17 protein-coding genes and 1 other RNA gene are annotated in these 16,491 nt (G+C 66.5%); 14 read left to right on the top strand and 4 right to left on the bottom strand.

The genetic code is table 11. The annotated features are described in order from the left end of the window. The first annotated feature begins 318 nt into the window (after nucleotides 1-318). Genes ACCQ01_RS11775 through ACCQ01_RS11765 form a run of 3 tightly spaced genes read left to right on the top strand, consistent with a single transcriptional unit; the run spans nucleotide 319 to nucleotide 4,028 of the window. The gene (locus tag ACCQ01_RS11775; protein WP_011037357.1) at nucleotides 319-1,224 is read left to right on the top strand and encodes a segregation and condensation protein A; all 906 of its coding nucleotides are present in this window, start codon (nucleotides 319-321) and stop codon (nucleotides 1,222-1,224) included. Further along, the gene (gene scpB / locus ACCQ01_RS11770; RefSeq protein WP_228432696.1) at nucleotides 1,163-2,419 is read left to right on the top strand and encodes an SMC-Scp complex subunit ScpB; all 1,257 of its coding nucleotides are present in this window, start codon (nucleotides 1,163-1,165) and stop codon (nucleotides 2,417-2,419) included. The genes ACCQ01_RS11775 and scpB overlap by 62 nt, the downstream gene beginning before the upstream one ends. Then, nucleotides 2,412-4,028 carry a pseudouridine synthase gene (locus ACCQ01_RS11765; protein WP_228424653.1) on the top strand — a complete coding sequence of 539 codons (1,617 nt, stop codon included), beginning with the start codon at nucleotides 2,412-2,414 and terminating at the stop codon, nucleotides 4,026-4,028. The genes scpB and ACCQ01_RS11765 overlap by 8 nt, the downstream gene beginning before the upstream one ends. Nucleotides 4,029-4,891: 863 nt before the next feature. On the opposite strand, the gene ACCQ01_RS11760 is transcribed toward ACCQ01_RS11765, so the two are convergent. Continuing rightward, nucleotides 4,892-5,329 carry a hypothetical protein gene (locus ACCQ01_RS11760; protein WP_011037360.1) on the bottom strand — a complete coding sequence of 146 codons (438 nt, stop codon included), beginning with the start codon at nucleotides 5,327-5,329 and terminating at the stop codon, nucleotides 4,892-4,894. Between the two features lie 460 nt (nucleotides 5,330-5,789). Here ACCQ01_RS11760 and ACCQ01_RS11755 point away from each other — a divergent pair, with 460 nt between their 5' ends. After that, nucleotides 5,790-6,593: a glutaminyl-peptide cyclotransferase gene (locus tag ACCQ01_RS11755; RefSeq protein WP_115004936.1), complete on the top strand. Its 804-nt coding sequence runs from the start codon at nucleotides 5,790-5,792 to the stop codon at nucleotides 6,591-6,593. Nucleotides 6,594-6,850: 257 nt separating this feature from the next. Here the strand turns inward: ACCQ01_RS11755 and ACCQ01_RS11750 are convergent, their stop codons facing one another. The 3 genes from ACCQ01_RS11750 to ACCQ01_RS11740 form a co-directional block, all read right to left on the bottom strand. Further along, on the bottom strand, nucleotides 6,851-7,663 hold the full coding sequence (locus ACCQ01_RS11750) for an amidohydrolase (protein ID WP_228432695.1): 813 nt from the start codon (nucleotides 7,661-7,663) through the stop codon (nucleotides 6,851-6,853). Next, nucleotides 7,660-7,968, bottom strand: coding sequence for a hypothetical protein (locus ACCQ01_RS11745; RefSeq protein WP_076055080.1), 309 nt, complete (start codon nucleotides 7,966-7,968; stop codon nucleotides 7,660-7,662). Before ACCQ01_RS11745 ends, ACCQ01_RS11750 begins: the two co-directional genes overlap by 4 nt. A gap of 63 nt (nucleotides 7,969-8,031) precedes the next feature. Next, on the bottom strand, nucleotides 8,032-9,180 hold the full coding sequence (locus tag ACCQ01_RS11740; RefSeq protein ID WP_115004940.1) for a pyridoxal phosphate-dependent aminotransferase: 1,149 nt from the start codon (nucleotides 9,178-9,180) through the stop codon (nucleotides 8,032-8,034). A gap of 198 nt (nucleotides 9,181-9,378) precedes the next feature. On the opposite strand from ACCQ01_RS11740, the gene ccmA reads away from it, so the two are divergent. The 10 genes from ccmA to ACCQ01_RS11690 all read left to right on the top strand — a co-directional run bounded on the left by ccmA (nucleotide 9,379) and on the right by ACCQ01_RS11690 (nucleotide 16,468). Further along, nucleotides 9,379-10,023, top strand: coding sequence for a heme ABC exporter ATP-binding protein CcmA (ccmA, locus tag ACCQ01_RS11735; protein ID WP_011037364.1), 645 nt, complete (start codon nucleotides 9,379-9,381; stop codon nucleotides 10,021-10,023). Beyond that, nucleotides 10,020-10,715 carry a heme exporter protein CcmB gene (gene ccmB, locus ACCQ01_RS11730; RefSeq protein ID WP_011037365.1) on the top strand — a complete coding sequence of 232 codons (696 nt, stop codon included), beginning with the start codon at nucleotides 10,020-10,022 and terminating at the stop codon, nucleotides 10,713-10,715. Before ccmA ends, ccmB begins: the two co-directional genes overlap by 4 nt. 76 nt (nucleotides 10,716-10,791) lie before the next feature. Further along, nucleotides 10,792-11,541 carry a heme ABC transporter permease gene (locus tag ACCQ01_RS11725; RefSeq protein WP_011037366.1) on the top strand — a complete coding sequence of 250 codons (750 nt, stop codon included), beginning with the start codon at nucleotides 10,792-10,794 and terminating at the stop codon, nucleotides 11,539-11,541. Then, the gene (locus ACCQ01_RS11720; RefSeq protein ID WP_012438189.1) at nucleotides 11,538-11,708 is read left to right on the top strand and encodes a heme exporter protein CcmD; all 171 of its coding nucleotides are present in this window, start codon (nucleotides 11,538-11,540) and stop codon (nucleotides 11,706-11,708) included. Before ACCQ01_RS11725 ends, ACCQ01_RS11720 begins: the two co-directional genes overlap by 4 nt. Further along, nucleotides 11,705-12,163, top strand: a complete 459-nt coding sequence (gene ccmE / locus ACCQ01_RS11715) for a cytochrome c maturation protein CcmE (RefSeq protein ID WP_011037368.1) — start codon at nucleotides 11,705-11,707, stop codon at nucleotides 12,161-12,163. Before ACCQ01_RS11720 ends, ccmE begins: the two co-directional genes overlap by 4 nt. A gap of 132 nt (nucleotides 12,164-12,295) precedes the next feature. After that, nucleotides 12,296-14,233 (top strand): heme lyase CcmF/NrfE family subunit, encoded by a 1,938-nt coding sequence (locus ACCQ01_RS11710; RefSeq protein ID WP_228432694.1) that lies wholly within the window; start codon nucleotides 12,296-12,298, stop codon nucleotides 14,231-14,233. Then, on the top strand, nucleotides 14,226-14,828 hold the full coding sequence (locus ACCQ01_RS11705) for a DsbE family thiol:disulfide interchange protein (RefSeq protein WP_228432693.1): 603 nt from the start codon (nucleotides 14,226-14,228) through the stop codon (nucleotides 14,826-14,828). The genes ACCQ01_RS11710 and ACCQ01_RS11705 overlap by 8 nt, the downstream gene beginning before the upstream one ends. Continuing rightward, nucleotides 14,825-15,259 carry a cytochrome c-type biogenesis protein gene (locus ACCQ01_RS11700; protein WP_040941232.1) on the top strand — a complete coding sequence of 145 codons (435 nt, stop codon included), beginning with the start codon at nucleotides 14,825-14,827 and terminating at the stop codon, nucleotides 15,257-15,259. The genes ACCQ01_RS11705 and ACCQ01_RS11700 overlap by 4 nt, the downstream gene beginning before the upstream one ends. After that, nucleotides 15,259-16,272 carry a tetratricopeptide repeat protein gene (locus ACCQ01_RS11695; RefSeq protein WP_228432692.1) on the top strand — a complete coding sequence of 338 codons (1,014 nt, stop codon included), beginning with the start codon at nucleotides 15,259-15,261 and terminating at the stop codon, nucleotides 16,270-16,272. The genes ACCQ01_RS11700 and ACCQ01_RS11695 overlap by 1 nt, the downstream gene beginning before the upstream one ends. A gap of 121 nt (nucleotides 16,273-16,393) precedes the next feature. Continuing rightward, nucleotides 16,394-16,468: non-coding RNA, sX9 sRNA (locus ACCQ01_RS11690), on the top strand. Nucleotides 16,469-16,491: the final 23 nt, after the last annotated feature.

Below are 16,491 nucleotides of genomic sequence, written 5' to 3'. Positions count from 1 at the left end.
CCAGCGCTGGACACCGCCCCCACCCACGCATTACCCTTGACACCACTGCACACGCAACCGGACGCAGCGGCCCGTCGGCCCAGGCTCAACGCTTCTCTCGACGGCCGATTCGCTGCCCACCGCCGGCCCGCGTAGACGACCTCCCCGCTGTTCCGTCGCCGCCTGCCACGCGGCGCCTGATTGCATGCGGACCGGCGTATGTGGATTTGTGGGATCGTGCCGAAGCAGGCACGACATTGATCGCAATAACTCAAGGCAAAGCCCTGCAGGCACGGCTCCGTACCGTGGCCGGCGACCGCAAGACCCGATGTCGACCTGATGAATTCCGAACTCGCGCACGACGCGAATCCGCCAGCCACGAGCGCGCCACCGCAGCAGCAGGAAATGCCGCTGGCGGTCGTGCATGGGCAACCGGTGCTGCAGATCCCGCAGGATCTGTATATCCCGCCGGACGCGCTGGAAGTCATCCTGGACGCCTTCGAAGGTCCGCTGGACCTGCTGCTGTACCTGATCCGCCGCCAGAACCTGGACATCCTGGATATTCCCGTCGCCGAGATCACCCGGCAGTACGTGGACTACATCAACGTGATGCAGGAGCTGCGTTTCGAACTGGCCGCCGAATACCTGGTGATGGCCGCGATCCTGGCCGAGATCAAGTCGCGCATGCTGCTGCCGCGCCCGCCCAGCCAGGAAGGCGAAGAAGACGACCCGCGCGCAGAACTGGTGCGCCGGCTGCAGGAATACGAGCGGTTCAAGCAGGCCGCCGAGGATCTGGACACCCTGCCCCGCATGGGCCGCGACTCGGCGCCGGTGCAGGCGCATCTGCCCGAACGCGCCGCGGTCAAGCTGCCGCCGCCGGTGGATCTGAAAGAAATGCTGATGGCGCTGTACGACGTGCTCAAACGCGCCGAGCTGTTTACCGGGCATGCAATCAAACGCGAGGCGCTGAGCGTGCGCCAGCGCATGGGCGATGTGCTCAGCCGTCTGGACGATGGCAAGTTCTACCGATTCGAATCGCTGTTCACTGCCGAGGAAGGCAAGCTCGGCGTGCTGGTCACCTTTTTGGCGTTGCTGGAATTGGCCAAGGAGCAGTTGCTGGACATCGTGCAGGAAGCGCCGCTGGCGCCGATCTACGTGAAGTCGCTGGCGTTGGGCAATACCAATGCGCCGTTGCAATTCTCCAGCGAATTCGACGACAGCGACGCTGCCAACGAACCCACCTGAAGCCGATCACCGAATGGATCAAGCGCTGATCACCCGCATTATCGAAGCTGCCCTGTTGGCCAGCAGCCAGCCGTTGACGCTGGCGCAGCTGCAAGGGCTGTTTCCCGAGGAAGAGCCGGCACCGCCCGGCAGCGTGGAGCGCGCGCTGGAACTGCTGCGCGAGGGGTGCACCGAGCGCGGTGTGGAACTGGTGGAAGTGGCGTCCGGCTTCCGCTTTCAGGTCAAGGCCGACGTGCACGGCTGGGTGGCGCGGCTGTGGACCGAGCGCCGCACCAAGTACACCCGTGCCACGCTGGAAACCCTGGCGCTGATCGCCTACCGCCAGCCGATCACCCGCGGCGAAATCGAGCAGGTGCGCGGCGTGGCGGTGAGCAGCAACATCATCCAGGCCCTGGAAGAACGCGAGTGGATCCGCGTGGTGGGCCACCGCGACGTGCCCGGCAAGCCCGCCCTGTTCGGCACCACCAAGGGCTTTCTGGACTACTTCGGGCTCAAGCGGCTGGACGAGCTGCCGCCATTGTCAGAGTTGAAGGACATCGCCGAGCTGGAACCGCAGCTGCCGCTGGACCGCGACGGCCAGCTGGATGGCGCGGTGCCGGCATCGGCGGCGATGGATGCGGCGCAGGACCTGGACGGTACGGACGGGTCCGATGCGGCTGACGGCAACACCGATGTCGGTGTCGCTGCCGATGCATCGGATACGACTGACACTGCCGACTCTGCTGCTGCGAGCGACGCAGATGCCGGGACCGGCGCTGACGGAAGCGTTGATGCGGCAGACAACGACGCAGCGGACGCGCATCTTTCGATCGAAACAGATGAAGACCTCGCTCGCGGTACAGATATCGGCGATGTCGGCATCGACAGCAGCAACGACGACGACCATGCATCAAACGACGATGCCGACACCGCTACCGCAACACCCGACGCCGGCACGTCAGACGACATCGCCGACACGATGAGCGACGACACATCGCACCACCCCGAGGCCTCCTCGGCGCAGCACACGCAAGACACGCAAGACCCAGACAGCGCCCGCGAGGGCGACCCCGACACCGCGCCGGGCACGCGCGCGGATGCAGTGAACGAAGACGAAGACAACGCCGTCGCGACGACGACCGTGGCTGTTGACGAAGCCGATTCCGACCCAGAGGCCGACCCAGAACGCGTCGGCCGGAGCCAGACACATGAGTGACACCCCCCGCAAGCTGTCGTTGAACAAGCTTTCCCTCAAGCGCGACAGCGCGCCCGAAGCGCCGAAACTGGAAGAGCGCCTGCACAAGGTGCTGGCCCAGGCCGGCCTGGGCTCGCGCCGCGCACTGGAGCAGCGCATTGCCGATGGCCTGATCAAGGTCAATGGCGCCGTCGCGCAGACCGGCATGTCGGTGCGCAGCGGCGACAAGATCGAACTGGACGGCCGCAGCTTCGTCGCCAGCGCGCTGACCGAATCCTCGCGCGTGCTGGTCTACAACAAGCCCGAAGGCGAAGTGACCACCCGCGAAGATCCCGAAGGCCGCCCGACCGTGTTCGAGTCGCTGCCGGCGCTGAAAGGCTCGCGCTGGATCGCCATCGGCCGCCTGGACATCAACACCACCGGCCTGCTGCTGCTCACCACCGATGGCGAGCTGGCCAACGCGATGATGCACCCCTCCTACGAGGTTGAACGCGAGTACGTGGTGCGCGTGCGCGCCCCGGAAGGCGAAGAGAAGGTGCCCGACAGCATGATCGAGCGTCTCTCGCGCGGCGTGTTGCTGGAAGACGGCGGCGCCAAGTTCGACGAGATCGAACGCATCGGCGGCACCGATTCGCACGACTGGTTCCGCGTGGTGGTCAAGGAAGGCCGTAACCGCGAAGTGCGCCGCCTGTGGGAGTCGCAAGGCTGCCAGGTCAGCCGCCTCAAGCGCACCCGCTACGGCAAGGTGTCGCTGCCGCGCGAGCTGTTGCGCGGGCAATCGGTGGAACTGGCACAGGAAAAGGTCGACGCCCTGCGCGCCGAACTCAAGCTGGAAGAAGGCGCGCCGTCAGCACTGACGCTGCAGCCGGTGATCGGCCAGCGCCGCGCCGCCAAGTCGACCGTGCACGTGTCGCGCGACGGCCGCAGCAATGCCTACGTCAATGGCCAGACCTCCGGCGCCGATGAAGGCCGTGAGCTGCGCCGCTTCGACAACCTGCGCGAGGATCGCGGCGGCCGTGGTGGCCGCGGCAAGCCCGGCGGCTTCAAGGGCGGCCTGACGGTCAGCGGCGAAGCCGCTGCCAAGCAATCGCAGCAGCGCCCGTTCAAGCAGCGTGGCCCGGCCAAGGGCGACCGCTCGCTGCCGGACGGCAACCCGGCCGCGTTCCGCAGCTGGTATGTGCCCGATGGCGTGAGCACCGGCCCGAGCGGCCACCGCAACGCAGGCCCCGGCGGCGCCGGCACCGGCCAGCCGCGTCCCTACGCCAAGAAGGGTCCGGGCGGCGCACGCCCGGGCGCTGGCGGCCAGGGTCGCGGCGCGGCAGGTGGGCAAGGTCAGTCGCAGGGTCAAGGTCAGGGCCAGCGCAAGCACCCCTACGGCCACCCGGGCAACGCGCCGAGCTTCCCGTCCGACCACGCCAATCCGGGCTTCAGCCCGTATGGTGCCGCGCGGCCGGCCACCGGTCGTCCGACCGGTGCGCGTGCAGGCGGCCCCGGCGGCAACCGTGGACCAGGCGGTAATCGTGGTCCCGGTGGTCCGGGCGGCGCACCGCGTGGCCCAGGTGGTCCGGGTGGTCGTCCCCCGGGTGGCGGCAACCGTCGGCCACCAGGTGGCGGCAATCGCGGTCGCTAAGCTACAAGACGTGCAAAAAAAAACGGCCCTGCGAAGGGCCGTTTTTCGTTATCGCTTGGATCATGTCTGCTTGAATCACGCGATACATCGAAGTAAGCGCGAGACGTTAACAGTGGCTCGCAGCGAAAACTGTGGCTCGCAGCGAACCGGCACGCGAGGCAGCTTTAGAGCGGCCAACGGAACACCGCTCTGCGGGCGCGGCCGGCTTTGTGGTTCCCATCAGCACACAACCAGGTTGCCAGGTGCGATGTCCTCACCGCTTGCGGGACCGTGTGGCGGCATGGATGCCGCCACCGAGCCTACATGGACGTACTTGCGGCGTGTCCCACAAGCGGTGAGGGCAACGCGCCCTCGACTAACCAAGCTTTTTGACTACATCCAAATGCGGCTAAGACTCGACATTTCGATTGTCTTCTCCTGTCTTGGAGTGGTTGGACAGTGCGGATAGATCACTTGCAGAGCGGCTGATCTGCGGCTTGGCTGCAAGGCCCTAGCCCGTCCACCGTCGCGGGACACGCTGCAAGTACGTCCATGTAAGCTCTTCTACGGCATCCATGCCGCAGAAGGTCCCGCGCCGGTGGACGGGCAAGGACCAGTCCAGAGTGTCGGTGTGCATGTGCGAGCAGTGCATGCCGTGCGGCCGTCCGACTAGTTGCCGGTCTGATCAAGCTCACTCGATCCGCGCAATGTCGCTGCCATCCCGACATCATTCCACTCGTCAATCAAAGTCAGTGCGGCCAACGCACTGCCGCCATCGCTACAGACCTCTAGAGGCTTTGTTACCTATCTCCAGGTAACAAAGCCTCTCGCGTACAGATGCGCTTGTTGTGTGCAGTGCCGTCTTCAGCGCGATCTGCTGCGTCTTACTTGCGACGCTCGATCACGAAGTTGCCTACATTGACGCCCAGATCTACGCCCTCGCCCGTCCCGGCCAGGGCCAGCGAGATGTCGCCCTTGGTGACGACCTGTGCGGTACTGGACTTGACCACGCCGGCATGCGCCTCGGCGGCCGCATAGGTGCCCAGCAGATCATTGAGGCTGTATGCACCGGAGAAGGTGCCGCGGCCGCCGGTAATCTTGGACTTGCCGACTGTCAGGCCACCGCCCTTGCTGGAGATCTTCACCGGAATCACCGCACCGTTGTCGCAGGTGATGGTGCCGGTGCCGCTGGCAGTCTTGTAGAACACCGACCAGCCTTCGAGATTGAACGACAGTTTGCAGTCGATGTTGCCTGCTGCCTGGGCCTGCGGCGCGAGCGTGGCGACGCCCAGCAGCGCGAACAGAGAGAACGACTTGATCATGTGCAGCTTCCGGTGATGGACGTGGCGCGAGCCTAGCAGCGCCGGTGTGGCGGCCGCGACAAGGTCCCCGCGCCGTGCAAGCACCGGTTCAGCGAATCGTTGGGGCGCGTGCAAGGCGCAGGCGGCGCAGTTCACCGCGTGGCATCCCGTGCCGATGGGCGCCACCGCCGGAGCGAAGCGCTGGCGGCGCGAAGGCGCAAGGCCGAGCCGCCGCTGGGGGCCGTTGCGTTGTCGAATGCCCAATCGGAATCAATGGTCCTGCATCTTCGATGCATAGGTGCGCTTGATGCAGCCGTGAGCAGCCGGATCGAGGGAAGGTTAGTCGCCGCGCACTGGAACCGATGGGATCACTGGCGCTGCATGCCGCATCCCAGCGCGCAGGTGTCCTTGCATCCAGCGTTGATTGAGCAGATCGCGGTGCGGTTGGCTTCGGTCTTGGCCGGCATGGGATGATCACTCCATGCCACGTCTCGTCCCTGCCCTGCTACTCATCCTCGCACTCCTGCCGGCCATGGCAATCGCCCGCGACTCGGTCCCGACGCAGGGCTATCGCGTGGTCAAGCGCTATCCGCACGACACCAGCGCCTTTACCGAAGGCCTGTTTTATCTGCGCGGCCATCTATACGAAAGCACTGGCGAGACCGGGCGCTCGAGCGTGCGCAAGGTGGACCTGGAAACAGGGCGCATCCTGCAACGCGCCGAGGTGCCGCCACCGTATTTCGGCGAAGGCATCGTGGCCTGGCGCGACCGCTTGATCCAGCTGACCTGGCGTAACCACGAAGGCTTCGTCTACGACCTGGCGACGCTGACGCCACGCGCGCGTTTCCGCTATCCGGGCGAAGGCTGGGCGCTGACCAGCGATGACAGCCACCTGTACATGAGCGACGGCACCGCCGTGATCCGCAAACTCGATCCGGACACATTGCAGCAGGTCGGCAGCATCAAGGTCACCGCTGGCGGCCGGCCGCTGGACAATCTCAACGAGCTGGAATGGGTCAACGGCGAGCTGCTCGCCAATGTCTGGCTGACCTCGCGCATTGCGCGCATCGATCCGGCCAGCGGCAAGGTAGTGGCCTGGATCGACCTGCAAGCGCTGGTGCCGGACGCCGATGCGCTCACCGACTCCACCAACGATGTGCTCAACGGCATCGCATTCGACGCCGAGCACGACCGCTTGTTCGTCACCGGCAAACGCTGGCCGACGCTCTATGAAATCCGGCTCACACCACTGCCGCACGCCGCGGCCGGCAAGCACGCGCAGTAGCTGCGAAGCGCGGAGCGAACAGGGAGAGTCGCCCACCACTCCGAGTGATTAGCGGCTGGCAGCCCAGGCAAGCGCAATGCAATGTCAGGCGCTAGCCGTCGCGCGCCGAAGCGGCCTACGCCTGAATGGAAACGCAGGTATTCCTCGACAAGCCGCTTTCAGCTGCTACCAGGCCGAAGCAGCCCGCAGATAAATCAGGCGTCAGCACTCTCGCCCTCGCAAATCCCCAATCCCGACTCCCCAATCCCCCCCCACACCTACTCGCCCAGCACAAAACTGTCCGCATCCAGCATCGCCGGGAAGCGCGCGCGGTGCTCGGCCAGCGCGGCTGCGCTGATCGTGGTGGTCACCACCTGTTCCTGTTCGCGGATTTCCACTTGCGGCTGGCCGAGGAAATCGATCACCGCGCTGTCGCCGGCGTAGTGCAACTGGTTGCCGTCCACCCCGACGCGATTGACCGCCGCCACGAAGCACAGGTTCTCGATCGCCCGCGCACGCAGCAGTGTCTTCCAGGCGTAGGCACGCGCCGAAGGCCAGTTGGCGACGAACAGCTGCAGATCGAAATCCAGTTGGCCCGGGCGCTCCACATCGAAGCGGTTACGGCAAAACACCGGAAAGCGCAGGTCGTAGCAGACCTGCAGATTGATCCGCCACCCCTTCCACTCGACGCAGAGGCGCTCGCGCCCGGCTGCATAGCGCAGATGCTCGTTGCCGAAGCGGAACAGGTGGCGTTTGTCGTAGTACTGCAGCGCCCCATCCGGCGTGGCCCACAGCAGCCGGTTGAACACACCGTGCTCGGTGCGCAGCTGCACGCTGCCGGTGATCGCCGCACCCAACCGCGCGGCCTGCGTGCGGATCCACGCCACGGTGGGCCCGTCCATGTCTTCGGCCTTGTCGATGGCCTCGTTGGAAAACCCGCTGGTGAAGGTTTCCGGCAGGATCACCAGATCGCTCTGCCCGGCCAACGGCTCCAGCAACGCGCCGTAATAGTCGCGATTGCCGGCTGGATCGTGCCAGCGGGTGCTTCCCTGGACCAGAGAAATTTTTAGATCTTGCGGGGTAAGCGTCATCGCCAACGTGCTCCAATGCAAAGTGTGCCAAACAGACACAACAACCCTAATGTAGGAGTTACCCAGCGCAGGTGGCGAACCAGACGGTTGGCGGTGGTGCGCCTTTCCTGGGCGGTGAGCAGGGCGAGATAACGTTCCACGTATCTCTCTCTCCGGGATGGCAGCACGGCGAAATCAAGATCCGCCCCCTGGCCACGGTCAGCTAGTCCGGTCAACACATGGCCATAAAAGAGTGCGCCATTGACCATTCCGCTAGCCAAGGTCAAGCCGAATGTGATGCCAAAATACATTCCCGTAATCGACATCGCCGTGATCCTTCACCTGGACTAAATGCAGTTTTCGCTCATCCACATTTTCGGCAGATGGCCTCAAAGCTGCTGTAACCTCGCAATCGCCGCATCCAACGTGGCATCGTTCTTGGCGAAACACAGCCGCGCCAGGCGTTGGCCGGACGGTGCGGTTTCGTAGAACGGCGACAGCGGAATCGCCGCCACGCCCTTCTCCACCGTCAGCCACTTCACGAACTCGGTGTCGGGCAGGTCGCTGATGGCCGAATAGTCCACCAGCTGGAAATAACCACCCGGCACCGGCAGCGGGACCAGGCGTGTGGTCAGCAGCTGCTCGCGGAAGCGGTCGCGCTTGGCCTGATAGAACGCGCCCAGTTGCTCGTCGTGCTCGGGTTCGTCGCGCAGCATCGCGGCAAACGCGTGCTGCGCCGGGCCGAAGCTGGTGAAGGTGTTGTACTGGTGCACCTTGCGGAATTCAGCACTCAGCGCGGGCGGCGCGATGGCGTAACCGATCTTCCAGCCGGTGCAATGGTAGGTCTTGCCGAAGCTGGAAATCACGAATGCGCGCACGCGCAGTTCCGGCCAGCGCAGCACCGACTCGTGCCGGCGGCCGTCGAACACGATGTGCTCGTAGACCTCGTCAGACAGCAGGAAGATATCGGTGCCATGCAGCAGCTCGGTGAGGGTCTGCATGTCGGCGGCCGAGAGCATCGCGCCGGAGGGATTGTGCGGCGAGTTGATCATCAGCAAGCGCGTCTTCGGCGTGATCGCCGCGCGCAGCGCGTCCCAATCCACCGCAAAGGTCTGCGGGTCCAACGCCACGTGCACGGCGCGTGCGCCGGCCAGATCGATCGCCGGCTCGTAGCAGTCGTAGGCCGGGTCCAGCACGATCACTTCTTCGCCCGCGCGCACCACCGCGTGGATGGCGTTGAAGATGGCCTCGGTGGCGCCGCTGGTGACGGTGATTTCGGTATCGGCATCCACCTGCGCGCCATAGCAGCGCTGCGCCTTGCCGGCGATGGCCTGGCGCAACGCGGCCACACCGGTCATCGGCGGGTACTGGTTGTGTCCGGCGGCCATGGCCTGGCCGAGTGCGTCGACCAGCCGCTGCGGCACCGCGAAATCCGGGAAGCCCTGGCCGAGGTTCACCGCGCTGTGCTCGGCCGCCAGCTGCGACATGACGGTGAAGATGGTGGTGCCCACCTTGGGCAGCTTGGTCGTGACGGGCATCGCGCGGTTCCGGTCGACAAATCAGGGGACCGCGAGTGTACGCAAACCCGCCCAGCCAGTGCGCCGGGCGATGCGCAAAACAGCGTTCCCGGACACATCACACCGCATGCGCGGCCCCGGGCCGTGCGCATCGCCGCTACAATGCGCGCCCTGTCCCGCCCTTCCCATGCCGTCCTGCGACGGGAGCCCGCTGCGCCGATGATCGATCCGCTCCACACTGCGCCGCCGTTGCTGGCTGCGCGCGCGCTGGCCTTCAGCCGCAACGAGGAGCCGGTGTTCGGCCCGCTGGACTTCCATGTCGATGCCGGCGAGGCCTTGCTGGTGCAAGGCGACAACGGCGCCGGCAAGACCACGCTGCTGCGCGTGCTGGCCGGGCTGCTGCACGTGGAGCGCGGCGAAATCCTGATCGACGGCAAGACCGCTCGCCGTGGCGACCGCAGCCGCTTCATGGCCTACCTCGGGCATCTGCCCGGCCTCAAGGCCGACCTCAGCACGCTGGAAAACCTGCATTTCCTGTGCGGCCTGCACGGCCGGCGGGCCAAACAGATGCCTGGCAGTGCACTGGCCATCGTGGGCCTGGCCGGCTACGAGGATGCGCTGGTGCGGCAGCTCTCGGCCGGCCAGCGCAAGCGGCTGGCACTGGCCCGGCTGTGGCTCTCGCCGGCGCCGCTGTGGTTGCTGGACGAACCCTATGCCAACCTGGATCTGGAGGGCATCACCCTGGTCAACCGGATGATCTCCGCGCATCTGCGTGGCGGTGGCGCGGCCCTGGTCACCACGCACGGCGCCTATGCCGCGCCGCCGGTGCGCACGCGCATGCTGACCCTGGAGGCCGCCGCATGAGCGCGCATTCGCCGCAACCCTCGCTGTGGCAGGCCGGGCGGGCGCTGGTGCGCCGCGACCTGCAACTGCTGTGGCGCCGCCGCAGCGATGCGCTGCAACCGGCGCTGTTTGCGCTGCTGATCGTGGTGCTGTTCGCGCTGGGCCTGGGCGGGCGCCCGGACCTGCTGGCACAGGCCGCGCCGGCGGTGCTGTGGCTGTCGGTGCTGCTGGCCGGGCTGTTGTCGCTGGATGCGCTGTTCCGCAGCGATGTCGAAGACGGCTCAATGGAGCAATGGCTGCTCGCGCCGGTGCCGCTGGCCTGGTTGATCGCGGTGCGCGTGCTGCTGCACTGGGCCACCAGCGCACTGCCGCTGATCGCGGTGACCCCGTTGCTGGGCGAATTGCTGCACCTGCCACATGACCAACTGCCCGTGCTGCTGGCATCGTTGGCATTGGGAACACCGCTTCTGAGCCTGCTCGGCGCCGTGGTTGCAGCGCTGACAGTCACCATGAAACGCTCTGGTATTCTCGTGGCGCTGCTGGCGTTGCCGCTGTATGTGCCGGTGCTGGTGTTCGGTGCCGGCAGTGTGGCGGCCAGTGGACAGGGCCAGGATGCGGTGGGTGCGTTGTTGTTGTTGGGGGCCGGCCTGGTGATCGGCGTGGTTTTGGCACCGCTGGCTGCGGCGGCCGCGATCCGTATTTCACTGAGCTGACCAATGCAGTCGATGCGGCGTTGATGCGACACTCCGCTCCGCAAGCAATTGTCATACCGAGAGCCATCGCCATCGCATGAACGTCGTCGCCCGCTGGTTCCACCACGTTGCTTCCCCGCCGATCTTCGACCGTTTTACCGCGCGCTGGGCGCCGTGGTGCTATGCGCTGGCGGCGGTATTGCTGGGCATCGGCATCTGGCAGGCATTGTTCGCGGTGCCGGCCGACTACCAGCAGGGCGACAGCTTCCGCATCCTGTATATCCACGTGCCCAGCGCATGGATGAGCCTGTTCGTGTTCGGGCTGATGGCGCTGTATGCGGCCATCGCGCTGATCTGGCGCATCAAGGTGTGCGAGATCCTGGCCATGGCCTGCGCGCCGATCGGCGCCGCCTTTACCGTGATCACCCTGCTCACCGGCAGCATCTGGGGCAAGCCGATGTGGGGCGCCTGGTGGGACTGGGACCCGCGCCTGACCACCGAATTGATCCTGCTGTTTCTGTACCTGGGCGTGATCGGGCTGTATCACGCCATCGACGACCGCCGTCAGGCCGCGCGGGCGGCGAGCCTGCTGGCGATCGTCGGCGTCGCGTTGCTGCCGGTGATCCGCTATTCGGTGGTGTGGTGGAATTCGCTGCACCAGGGCCAGAGCATCCGTCTGCTGGGCCCGTCCAGTATCGATGCCAGCATGCTGCTGCCGCTGTGGCTGATGGTGATCGGCACCAAGTTCTGGTTTGCCGGCTCGCTGCTCACGCGGGCGCGTGCCGACAACCTGCGCCGCGAAGCCGGCAAGGCGTGGATCGTGCGCGATGCGGAGGGCACGGCATGAATTATCTGCCCTATGTGATTGCGGCCTACGCGGTGTTCGCGCTGGTGCTGCTGTGGGATTTGATCGCCGGCCGCTGGCAGGTGCGCAAAGCCTTGAAGGTGGCCCGCGCACGGCGCCTGCGCGAGCGCAAACGCACACTGCCCACCGATGTGGAGCTGACCCGATGAACCCGCAACGTCGCCGCCGTCTGTGGCTGGTGCTGGCGCTGGTGCTGGCCGGTGGCCTGGCGACCACGCTGGTGGCCATGGCTCTGCAGCGCAATGTGGCGTATCTGTACACGCCGGCCGAGGTGTTGCGCGGTGAAGCCGGGGAGCATGCGCGTTTCCGTTTGGGTGGCATGGTGGAAAAAGGCTCGTTCCGGCGCGAAGCCGGCTCGCTGGAAGCGCACTTCCGCGTCACCGACGGCGACGCGCAATTGCCGGTGCGCTATGACCGCATCCTTCCCGACCTGTTCCGCGAGGGCCAGGCGGTGGTGGCCACCGGCCGCATGCAGCAAGGTGTGTTCGTGGCCGAGGACGTGCTGGCCAAGCATGATGAGACCTACATGCCCAAGGAAGTCGCCGACAAGATGGGCAGTGCGCATCGCAAGCACCAGGTCGCGCCGGCCAAGGTGACCCAGTGACGGTGACCTCCCCGGCCGAATGCGACGCTGTTATCAACACGACCGTGGCATACAGCCAGACGCCACCGCACAGGCGCGATAGCGGCGCGGTGTCGCCGGCCATCACACGTGGCCCCGGAAACAGGCAGGCCGATGCTGCCTGAACTCGGTACCTTTCTACTGGTGCTGGCGCTGCTGGTGGCGCTGGTGCAGGCCGTCGTGCCGCTGGCCGGTGCGCAGCGCGGGCGCAATGCCTGGATGGCGGTTGCCCGCCCCGCCGCATTGGTGCAACTGGCGCTGATCGCTGCGGCGTTCGCGGTGTTGACGCACGCCTTCCTGGTGCAGGATTTTTCGGTGCGCTACGTGGCCGAGAACTCCAACTCGTTGCTGCCGTTGATCTACCGCTATTCGGCGGTCTGGGGCGCGCACGAAGGCTCGTTGCTGCTGTGGACGCTGGTGCTGGCGCTGTGGACGGGTGCGGTGGCGATCTGGTCGCGGCAGTTGCCCGCCCAGGTGATCGCACGCGTGCTGGGCGTGATGGCGCTGGTGAGCATCGGCTTCCTGGCGTTCCTGTTGTTCACCTCCAATCCGTTCGCGCGGTTGATGCCGGTGCCGCTGGAAGGCGCCGATCTCAATCCGCTGCTGCAGGACCCGGGCCTGATCATCCATCCGCCGATGCTTTATTGCGGGTATGTGGGCTTTGCGGTGCCGTTCGCGTTCGCCATTGCCGCGCTGCTGGAAGGCCGCATGGACGCACGCTGGCTGCGCTGGACGCGGCCATGGACCAACATCGCCTGGTCGATGCTTACCGTGGGCATCGCGCTGGGCAGCTGGTGGGCGTATTACGAACTGGGCTGGGGTGGCTGGTGGTTCTGGGACCCCGTGGAAAACGCCAGCTTCATGCCTTGGCTGGTCGGCACTGCGCTGCTGCACTCGCAGGCGGTCACCGAAAAACGCGGCAGCTTCGCCAGCTGGACGCTGCTGCTGGCGATCGCCGCCTTTGCGCTGTCGCTGCTGGGGACCTTCCTGGTGCGTTCGGGTGTGCTGACCAGCGTGCATTCGTTTGCGGCCGATCCCTCGCGCGGCGTGTTCATCCTGGTGTTCCTGCTGAGTGTAGTTGGCGGCTCGCTGCTGCTGTACGTGCTGCGCGCGCCGCGGTTGTCGCAGGGCGATGACCCGCGCCGGGCCTTTGCCGGCAGCTCGCGCGAAACGCTGTTGCTGTTGAACAACCTGCTGCTTGCCTGCGCTTGCGCGATGGTGCTGCTGGGCACGCTGTACCCGCTGCTGGCCGATGCGCTGGGCCTGGGCAAACTGTCGGTTGGCCCGCCCTACTTCGGCACGTTATTCCTGGTGCTGATGGCGCCGCTGGTGGCGCTGCTGCCGTTCGGGCCGCTGACCCGCTGGCAGCGCGAACAACCCTCGCGTCCGCTGGCGATGCTCGCACCCTGGGCCGCGCTGGCCGCCGTGCTCGGGGTGCTGGCCTGGTTCGCCGCACCGCAGGGCCAGCTGAAAGCGGCACTCGGCGTAGCGGGGGCGGCCTGGGTGGTGCTGGGCACGCTGCGTTTTCTGTGGACGCGCCGCGCTGCCAAGGGGCGCAAGTTCACCGCCGAGATGCTCGGCATGGCGCTGGCGCATACGGGCGTGGCGGTGTTCCTGGCCGGCGCCTTGCTGGTGGAATCGCTCAGCCTGCAGCGTGAAGTCGCGCTGGCACCCGGCCAGCAGATGGAGATCGGCAGCTACGCGCTGCACTTCGACGGGCTGGAAGAAGTCCGCGGGCCGAACTACGTCTCCGACCGCGCCACCTTGCAGGTGTTCAAGGACGACGCCGCAGTGGGCACGCTGCATGCCGAAAAACGCCGCTACGCCAGTGGCGGCCAAACCCTGACCGAGGCGGCGATCCGCCCGGGCCCGTTTGGCGATCTCTACGTCGCCCTGGGCGAACCGCTGGGCAATCAGGCCTGGGCGGTGCGCGTGCATCTCAAACCGTTTGTCCGCTGGATCTGGCTGGGAGCGCTGCTGATGGCGCTCGGCGGGCTGGTCACCGCGGCCGACCGGCGTTTCCGTCGTTCTCCGGAGTCCCTAAATGTCTGACCCCCACACCTCCCGCCTGCCCACCGCCGTGCTTGTGGGAGCGGGCATCCTGCTGCTCGCGCTGGCGGCGTTGCTGGTCTACGCCGTGGTGCGTTCGGGCAATGACGACCGTGACGCCCTGCCGTCGGCACTGATCGGCAAGCCGGCGCCGGAGTTCGCGCTGCCGTTGCTGCACGACCCCAGCATCATCGTGCATGCGCGCGAACTGCGCGGTGCGCCTTACATCATCAACGTGTGGGGCAGCTGGTGCCCGGCCTGCCGCGAAGAACATCCGGTGCTGAGCCGTTTCGCACTGACCAAGCGCGTGCGCGTGATCGGCTACAACTGGAAGGACGAGCGCGCCGATGCCTTGCGCTGGCTCGAACAACTGGGCAACCCGTATCTGCTGGTGGTCGCCGACACCGATGGCCGCACCGCGATCGACTTCGGCATTGCCGCCGCACCGGAAACCTTCCTGGTCGACGGCCGCGGCGTGGTGCGCTGGAAGTACAGCGGCATGCTGACCCAGTCCATCATCGACACGCAGTTGATTCCGGCGCTGAGCAAGATCGAGCGCTCGCCCAGCGCCGCGCCGGACCTGCACACCGCCCGATGACACGCGCCTGGCTACTCGCGTTGTTGCTGTGGCCCTGGCTGGCATTGGCCCAGCCAATGGGCGACCCCTCGCCGCTGCAGTACCGCTCGGCCGCCGAGGAAGCGCGCTTTCATGCGCTCACCGCCGAGCTGCGTTGCGTGCAATGCCAGAACCAGTCGCTGGCCGATTCCAACGCGCAAATTGCACAGGACCTGCGCCGCGAAGTGCTGGCGCTGATGCACGAAGGCCGCAGCGACGCGCAGATCCGTCAGTTTCTGGTGGCCCGTTACGGTGAGTTCGTGCTGTACCGGCCGCAGGTCGAATCGCGCACCTGGCTGCTGTGGTTCGGCCCGTTGCTGGTGCTGCTGCTCGGCGGCACGGCGGTGGCGCTGGTGGTGCGGCGGCGCAGTGCGGCAGCGCCCACCACCAGCGTCGACGAGCAGGAGTGGTAATGGCGATCTTTGTCGCGTGCATCGTGGTGCTGGCGGTATTGGCGTTCGGCCTGGTGCTACGCCCGCTGTGGCGTGAGGCGCGCGGCTTGGCCGGCGCGCTGGTGGTGTTGCTGCTGGCGGCCAGCGCCGCGCTTTACTGGCTGGTCGGCACGCCGGCGGCGATCGAACAGACCGCCGACCGCCCGGCCACGCCACGCACATTGGACGAGGCCATCGTGCAACTGCGCACTGCCCTGGCGCGCAACCCAGACCAGGCCGAAGGCTGGGTGCTGCTGGGGCGGTCACTGTCCAGCCAGGAGAAGTTCGCCGAAGCGCGCGATGCATTTGCACGTGCCGTGGCGCTGCGCCCGGACGAGCCGGATGTATTGGTGGCCGCCGCGCAGACGCGCATGCTCGCCGACGACACGCCGCAGCCGGATCACGAGGCGCAACGCCTGCTCGAGCATGCGCTTGCGGTGCAGCCCGAACACGAGCGTGCGCGCTGGTTCCTGGGCGTGCTGCAACGCCAGGCCGGGCAGCCCGCCGCGGCCAGCGCTACCTGGCTACCGCTGCTGGAGGTGGTAGACCCCAAGACCCGCCCCGGGCTGCTGGAACAGATCAATGCCGCGCGCCGCGAGGCCAAGCTGGCGCCGATCCAGGCCGCCGCACCGGCAACCGCCACGGCCAGCACAGGCAAGGCCATTCGCGTGCGGGTGGTGCTGGACGCCGAGTTCGCCAAGCGCGCCGGCTTGCCCGACGACACCAGCGTGTTCGTGATTGCACGCTCCGCCGACACTCCGATGCCGGTGGCGGTGGAAAAACACCCGCTCAGCGCGCTGCCATTGACCGTCACCCTGGATGATGGCGACAGCCCGATGCCCACGCGCACGCTGTCGTCACTGGACAAGGTGCAACTGGTGGCCCGGCTCTCGCGCAGCGGCAATGCGATGCGCCAGAGCGACGATGTGGAAAGCACGTCGTTGACGGTGCAGTTGCCCACCGATGCGCAGGTGGAGCTGGTCATCGGCCGCTGAGTGCTGCGCGCTTGTAAGCGCATAGCACTCCGGGCGCGCGCGGAAACACCTCGGCATTAAGAGCAGCTATCAAAACTACTGCGCAGCCGCCAGGCGGGCGCGGCCGGTGCTCGGAATCCTCATGTACCGCCGTACACTCCGGTTCCTCCGCGCCGTCCGCACCCACCTGACGACTGCTCGCTACGTTTTGTTAGCCGCTCTAAAGCGATCACATCGCCG

This window comes from Xanthomonas sp. NCPPB 4037, assembly GCF_041475695.2.
GTDB classification, from domain to species: domain Bacteria; phylum Pseudomonadota; class Gammaproteobacteria; order Xanthomonadales; family Xanthomonadaceae; genus Xanthomonas; species Xanthomonas campestris.
The sequence above is the reverse complement of the archived record's forward strand: the minus strand, read 5'-3'. Positions and strand labels throughout refer to the sequence as shown.

What these genes read in the sequence shown, in the direction of transcription:
- ACCQ01_RS11775 (WP_011037357.1), top strand. Translation starts at nt 319, where the DNA reads ATGAATTCCGAACTCGCGCACGACGCGAATCCGCCAGCCACGAGCGCG.
- scpB (WP_228432696.1), top strand. Translation starts at nt 1,163, where the DNA reads ATGCGCCGTTGCAATTCTCCAGCGAATTCGACGACAGCGACGCTGCCA.
- ACCQ01_RS11765 (WP_228424653.1), top strand. Translation starts at nt 2,412, where the DNA reads ATGAGTGACACCCCCCGCAAGCTGTCGTTGAACAAGCTTTCCCTCAAG.
- ACCQ01_RS11760 (WP_011037360.1), bottom strand. Translation starts at nt 5,329, where the DNA reads ATGATCAAGTCGTTCTCTCTGTTCGCGCTGCTGGGCGTCGCCACGCTC.
- ACCQ01_RS11755 (WP_115004936.1), top strand. Translation starts at nt 5,790, where the DNA reads ATGCCACGTCTCGTCCCTGCCCTGCTACTCATCCTCGCACTCCTGCCG.
- ACCQ01_RS11750 (WP_228432695.1), bottom strand. Translation starts at nt 7,663, where the DNA reads ATGACGCTTACCCCGCAAGATCTAAAAATTTCTCTGGTCCAGGGAAGC.
- ACCQ01_RS11745 (WP_076055080.1), bottom strand. Translation starts at nt 7,968, where the DNA reads ATGTCGATTACGGGAATGTATTTTGGCATCACATTCGGCTTGACCTTG.
- ACCQ01_RS11740 (WP_115004940.1), bottom strand. Translation starts at nt 9,180, where the DNA reads ATGCCCGTCACGACCAAGCTGCCCAAGGTGGGCACCACCATCTTCACC.
- ccmA (WP_011037364.1), top strand. Translation starts at nt 9,379, where the DNA reads ATGATCGATCCGCTCCACACTGCGCCGCCGTTGCTGGCTGCGCGCGCG.
- ccmB (WP_011037365.1), top strand. Translation starts at nt 10,020, where the DNA reads ATGAGCGCGCATTCGCCGCAACCCTCGCTGTGGCAGGCCGGGCGGGCG.
- ACCQ01_RS11725 (WP_011037366.1), top strand. Translation starts at nt 10,792, where the DNA reads ATGAACGTCGTCGCCCGCTGGTTCCACCACGTTGCTTCCCCGCCGATC.
- ACCQ01_RS11720 (WP_012438189.1), top strand. Translation starts at nt 11,538, where the DNA reads ATGAATTATCTGCCCTATGTGATTGCGGCCTACGCGGTGTTCGCGCTG.
- ccmE (WP_011037368.1), top strand. Translation starts at nt 11,705, where the DNA reads ATGAACCCGCAACGTCGCCGCCGTCTGTGGCTGGTGCTGGCGCTGGTG.
- ACCQ01_RS11710 (WP_228432694.1), top strand. Translation starts at nt 12,296, where the DNA reads ATGCTGCCTGAACTCGGTACCTTTCTACTGGTGCTGGCGCTGCTGGTG.
- ACCQ01_RS11705 (WP_228432693.1), top strand. Translation starts at nt 14,226, where the DNA reads ATGTCTGACCCCCACACCTCCCGCCTGCCCACCGCCGTGCTTGTGGGA.
- ACCQ01_RS11700 (WP_040941232.1), top strand. Translation starts at nt 14,825, where the DNA reads ATGACACGCGCCTGGCTACTCGCGTTGTTGCTGTGGCCCTGGCTGGCA.
- ACCQ01_RS11695 (WP_228432692.1), top strand. Translation starts at nt 15,259, where the DNA reads ATGGCGATCTTTGTCGCGTGCATCGTGGTGCTGGCGGTATTGGCGTTC.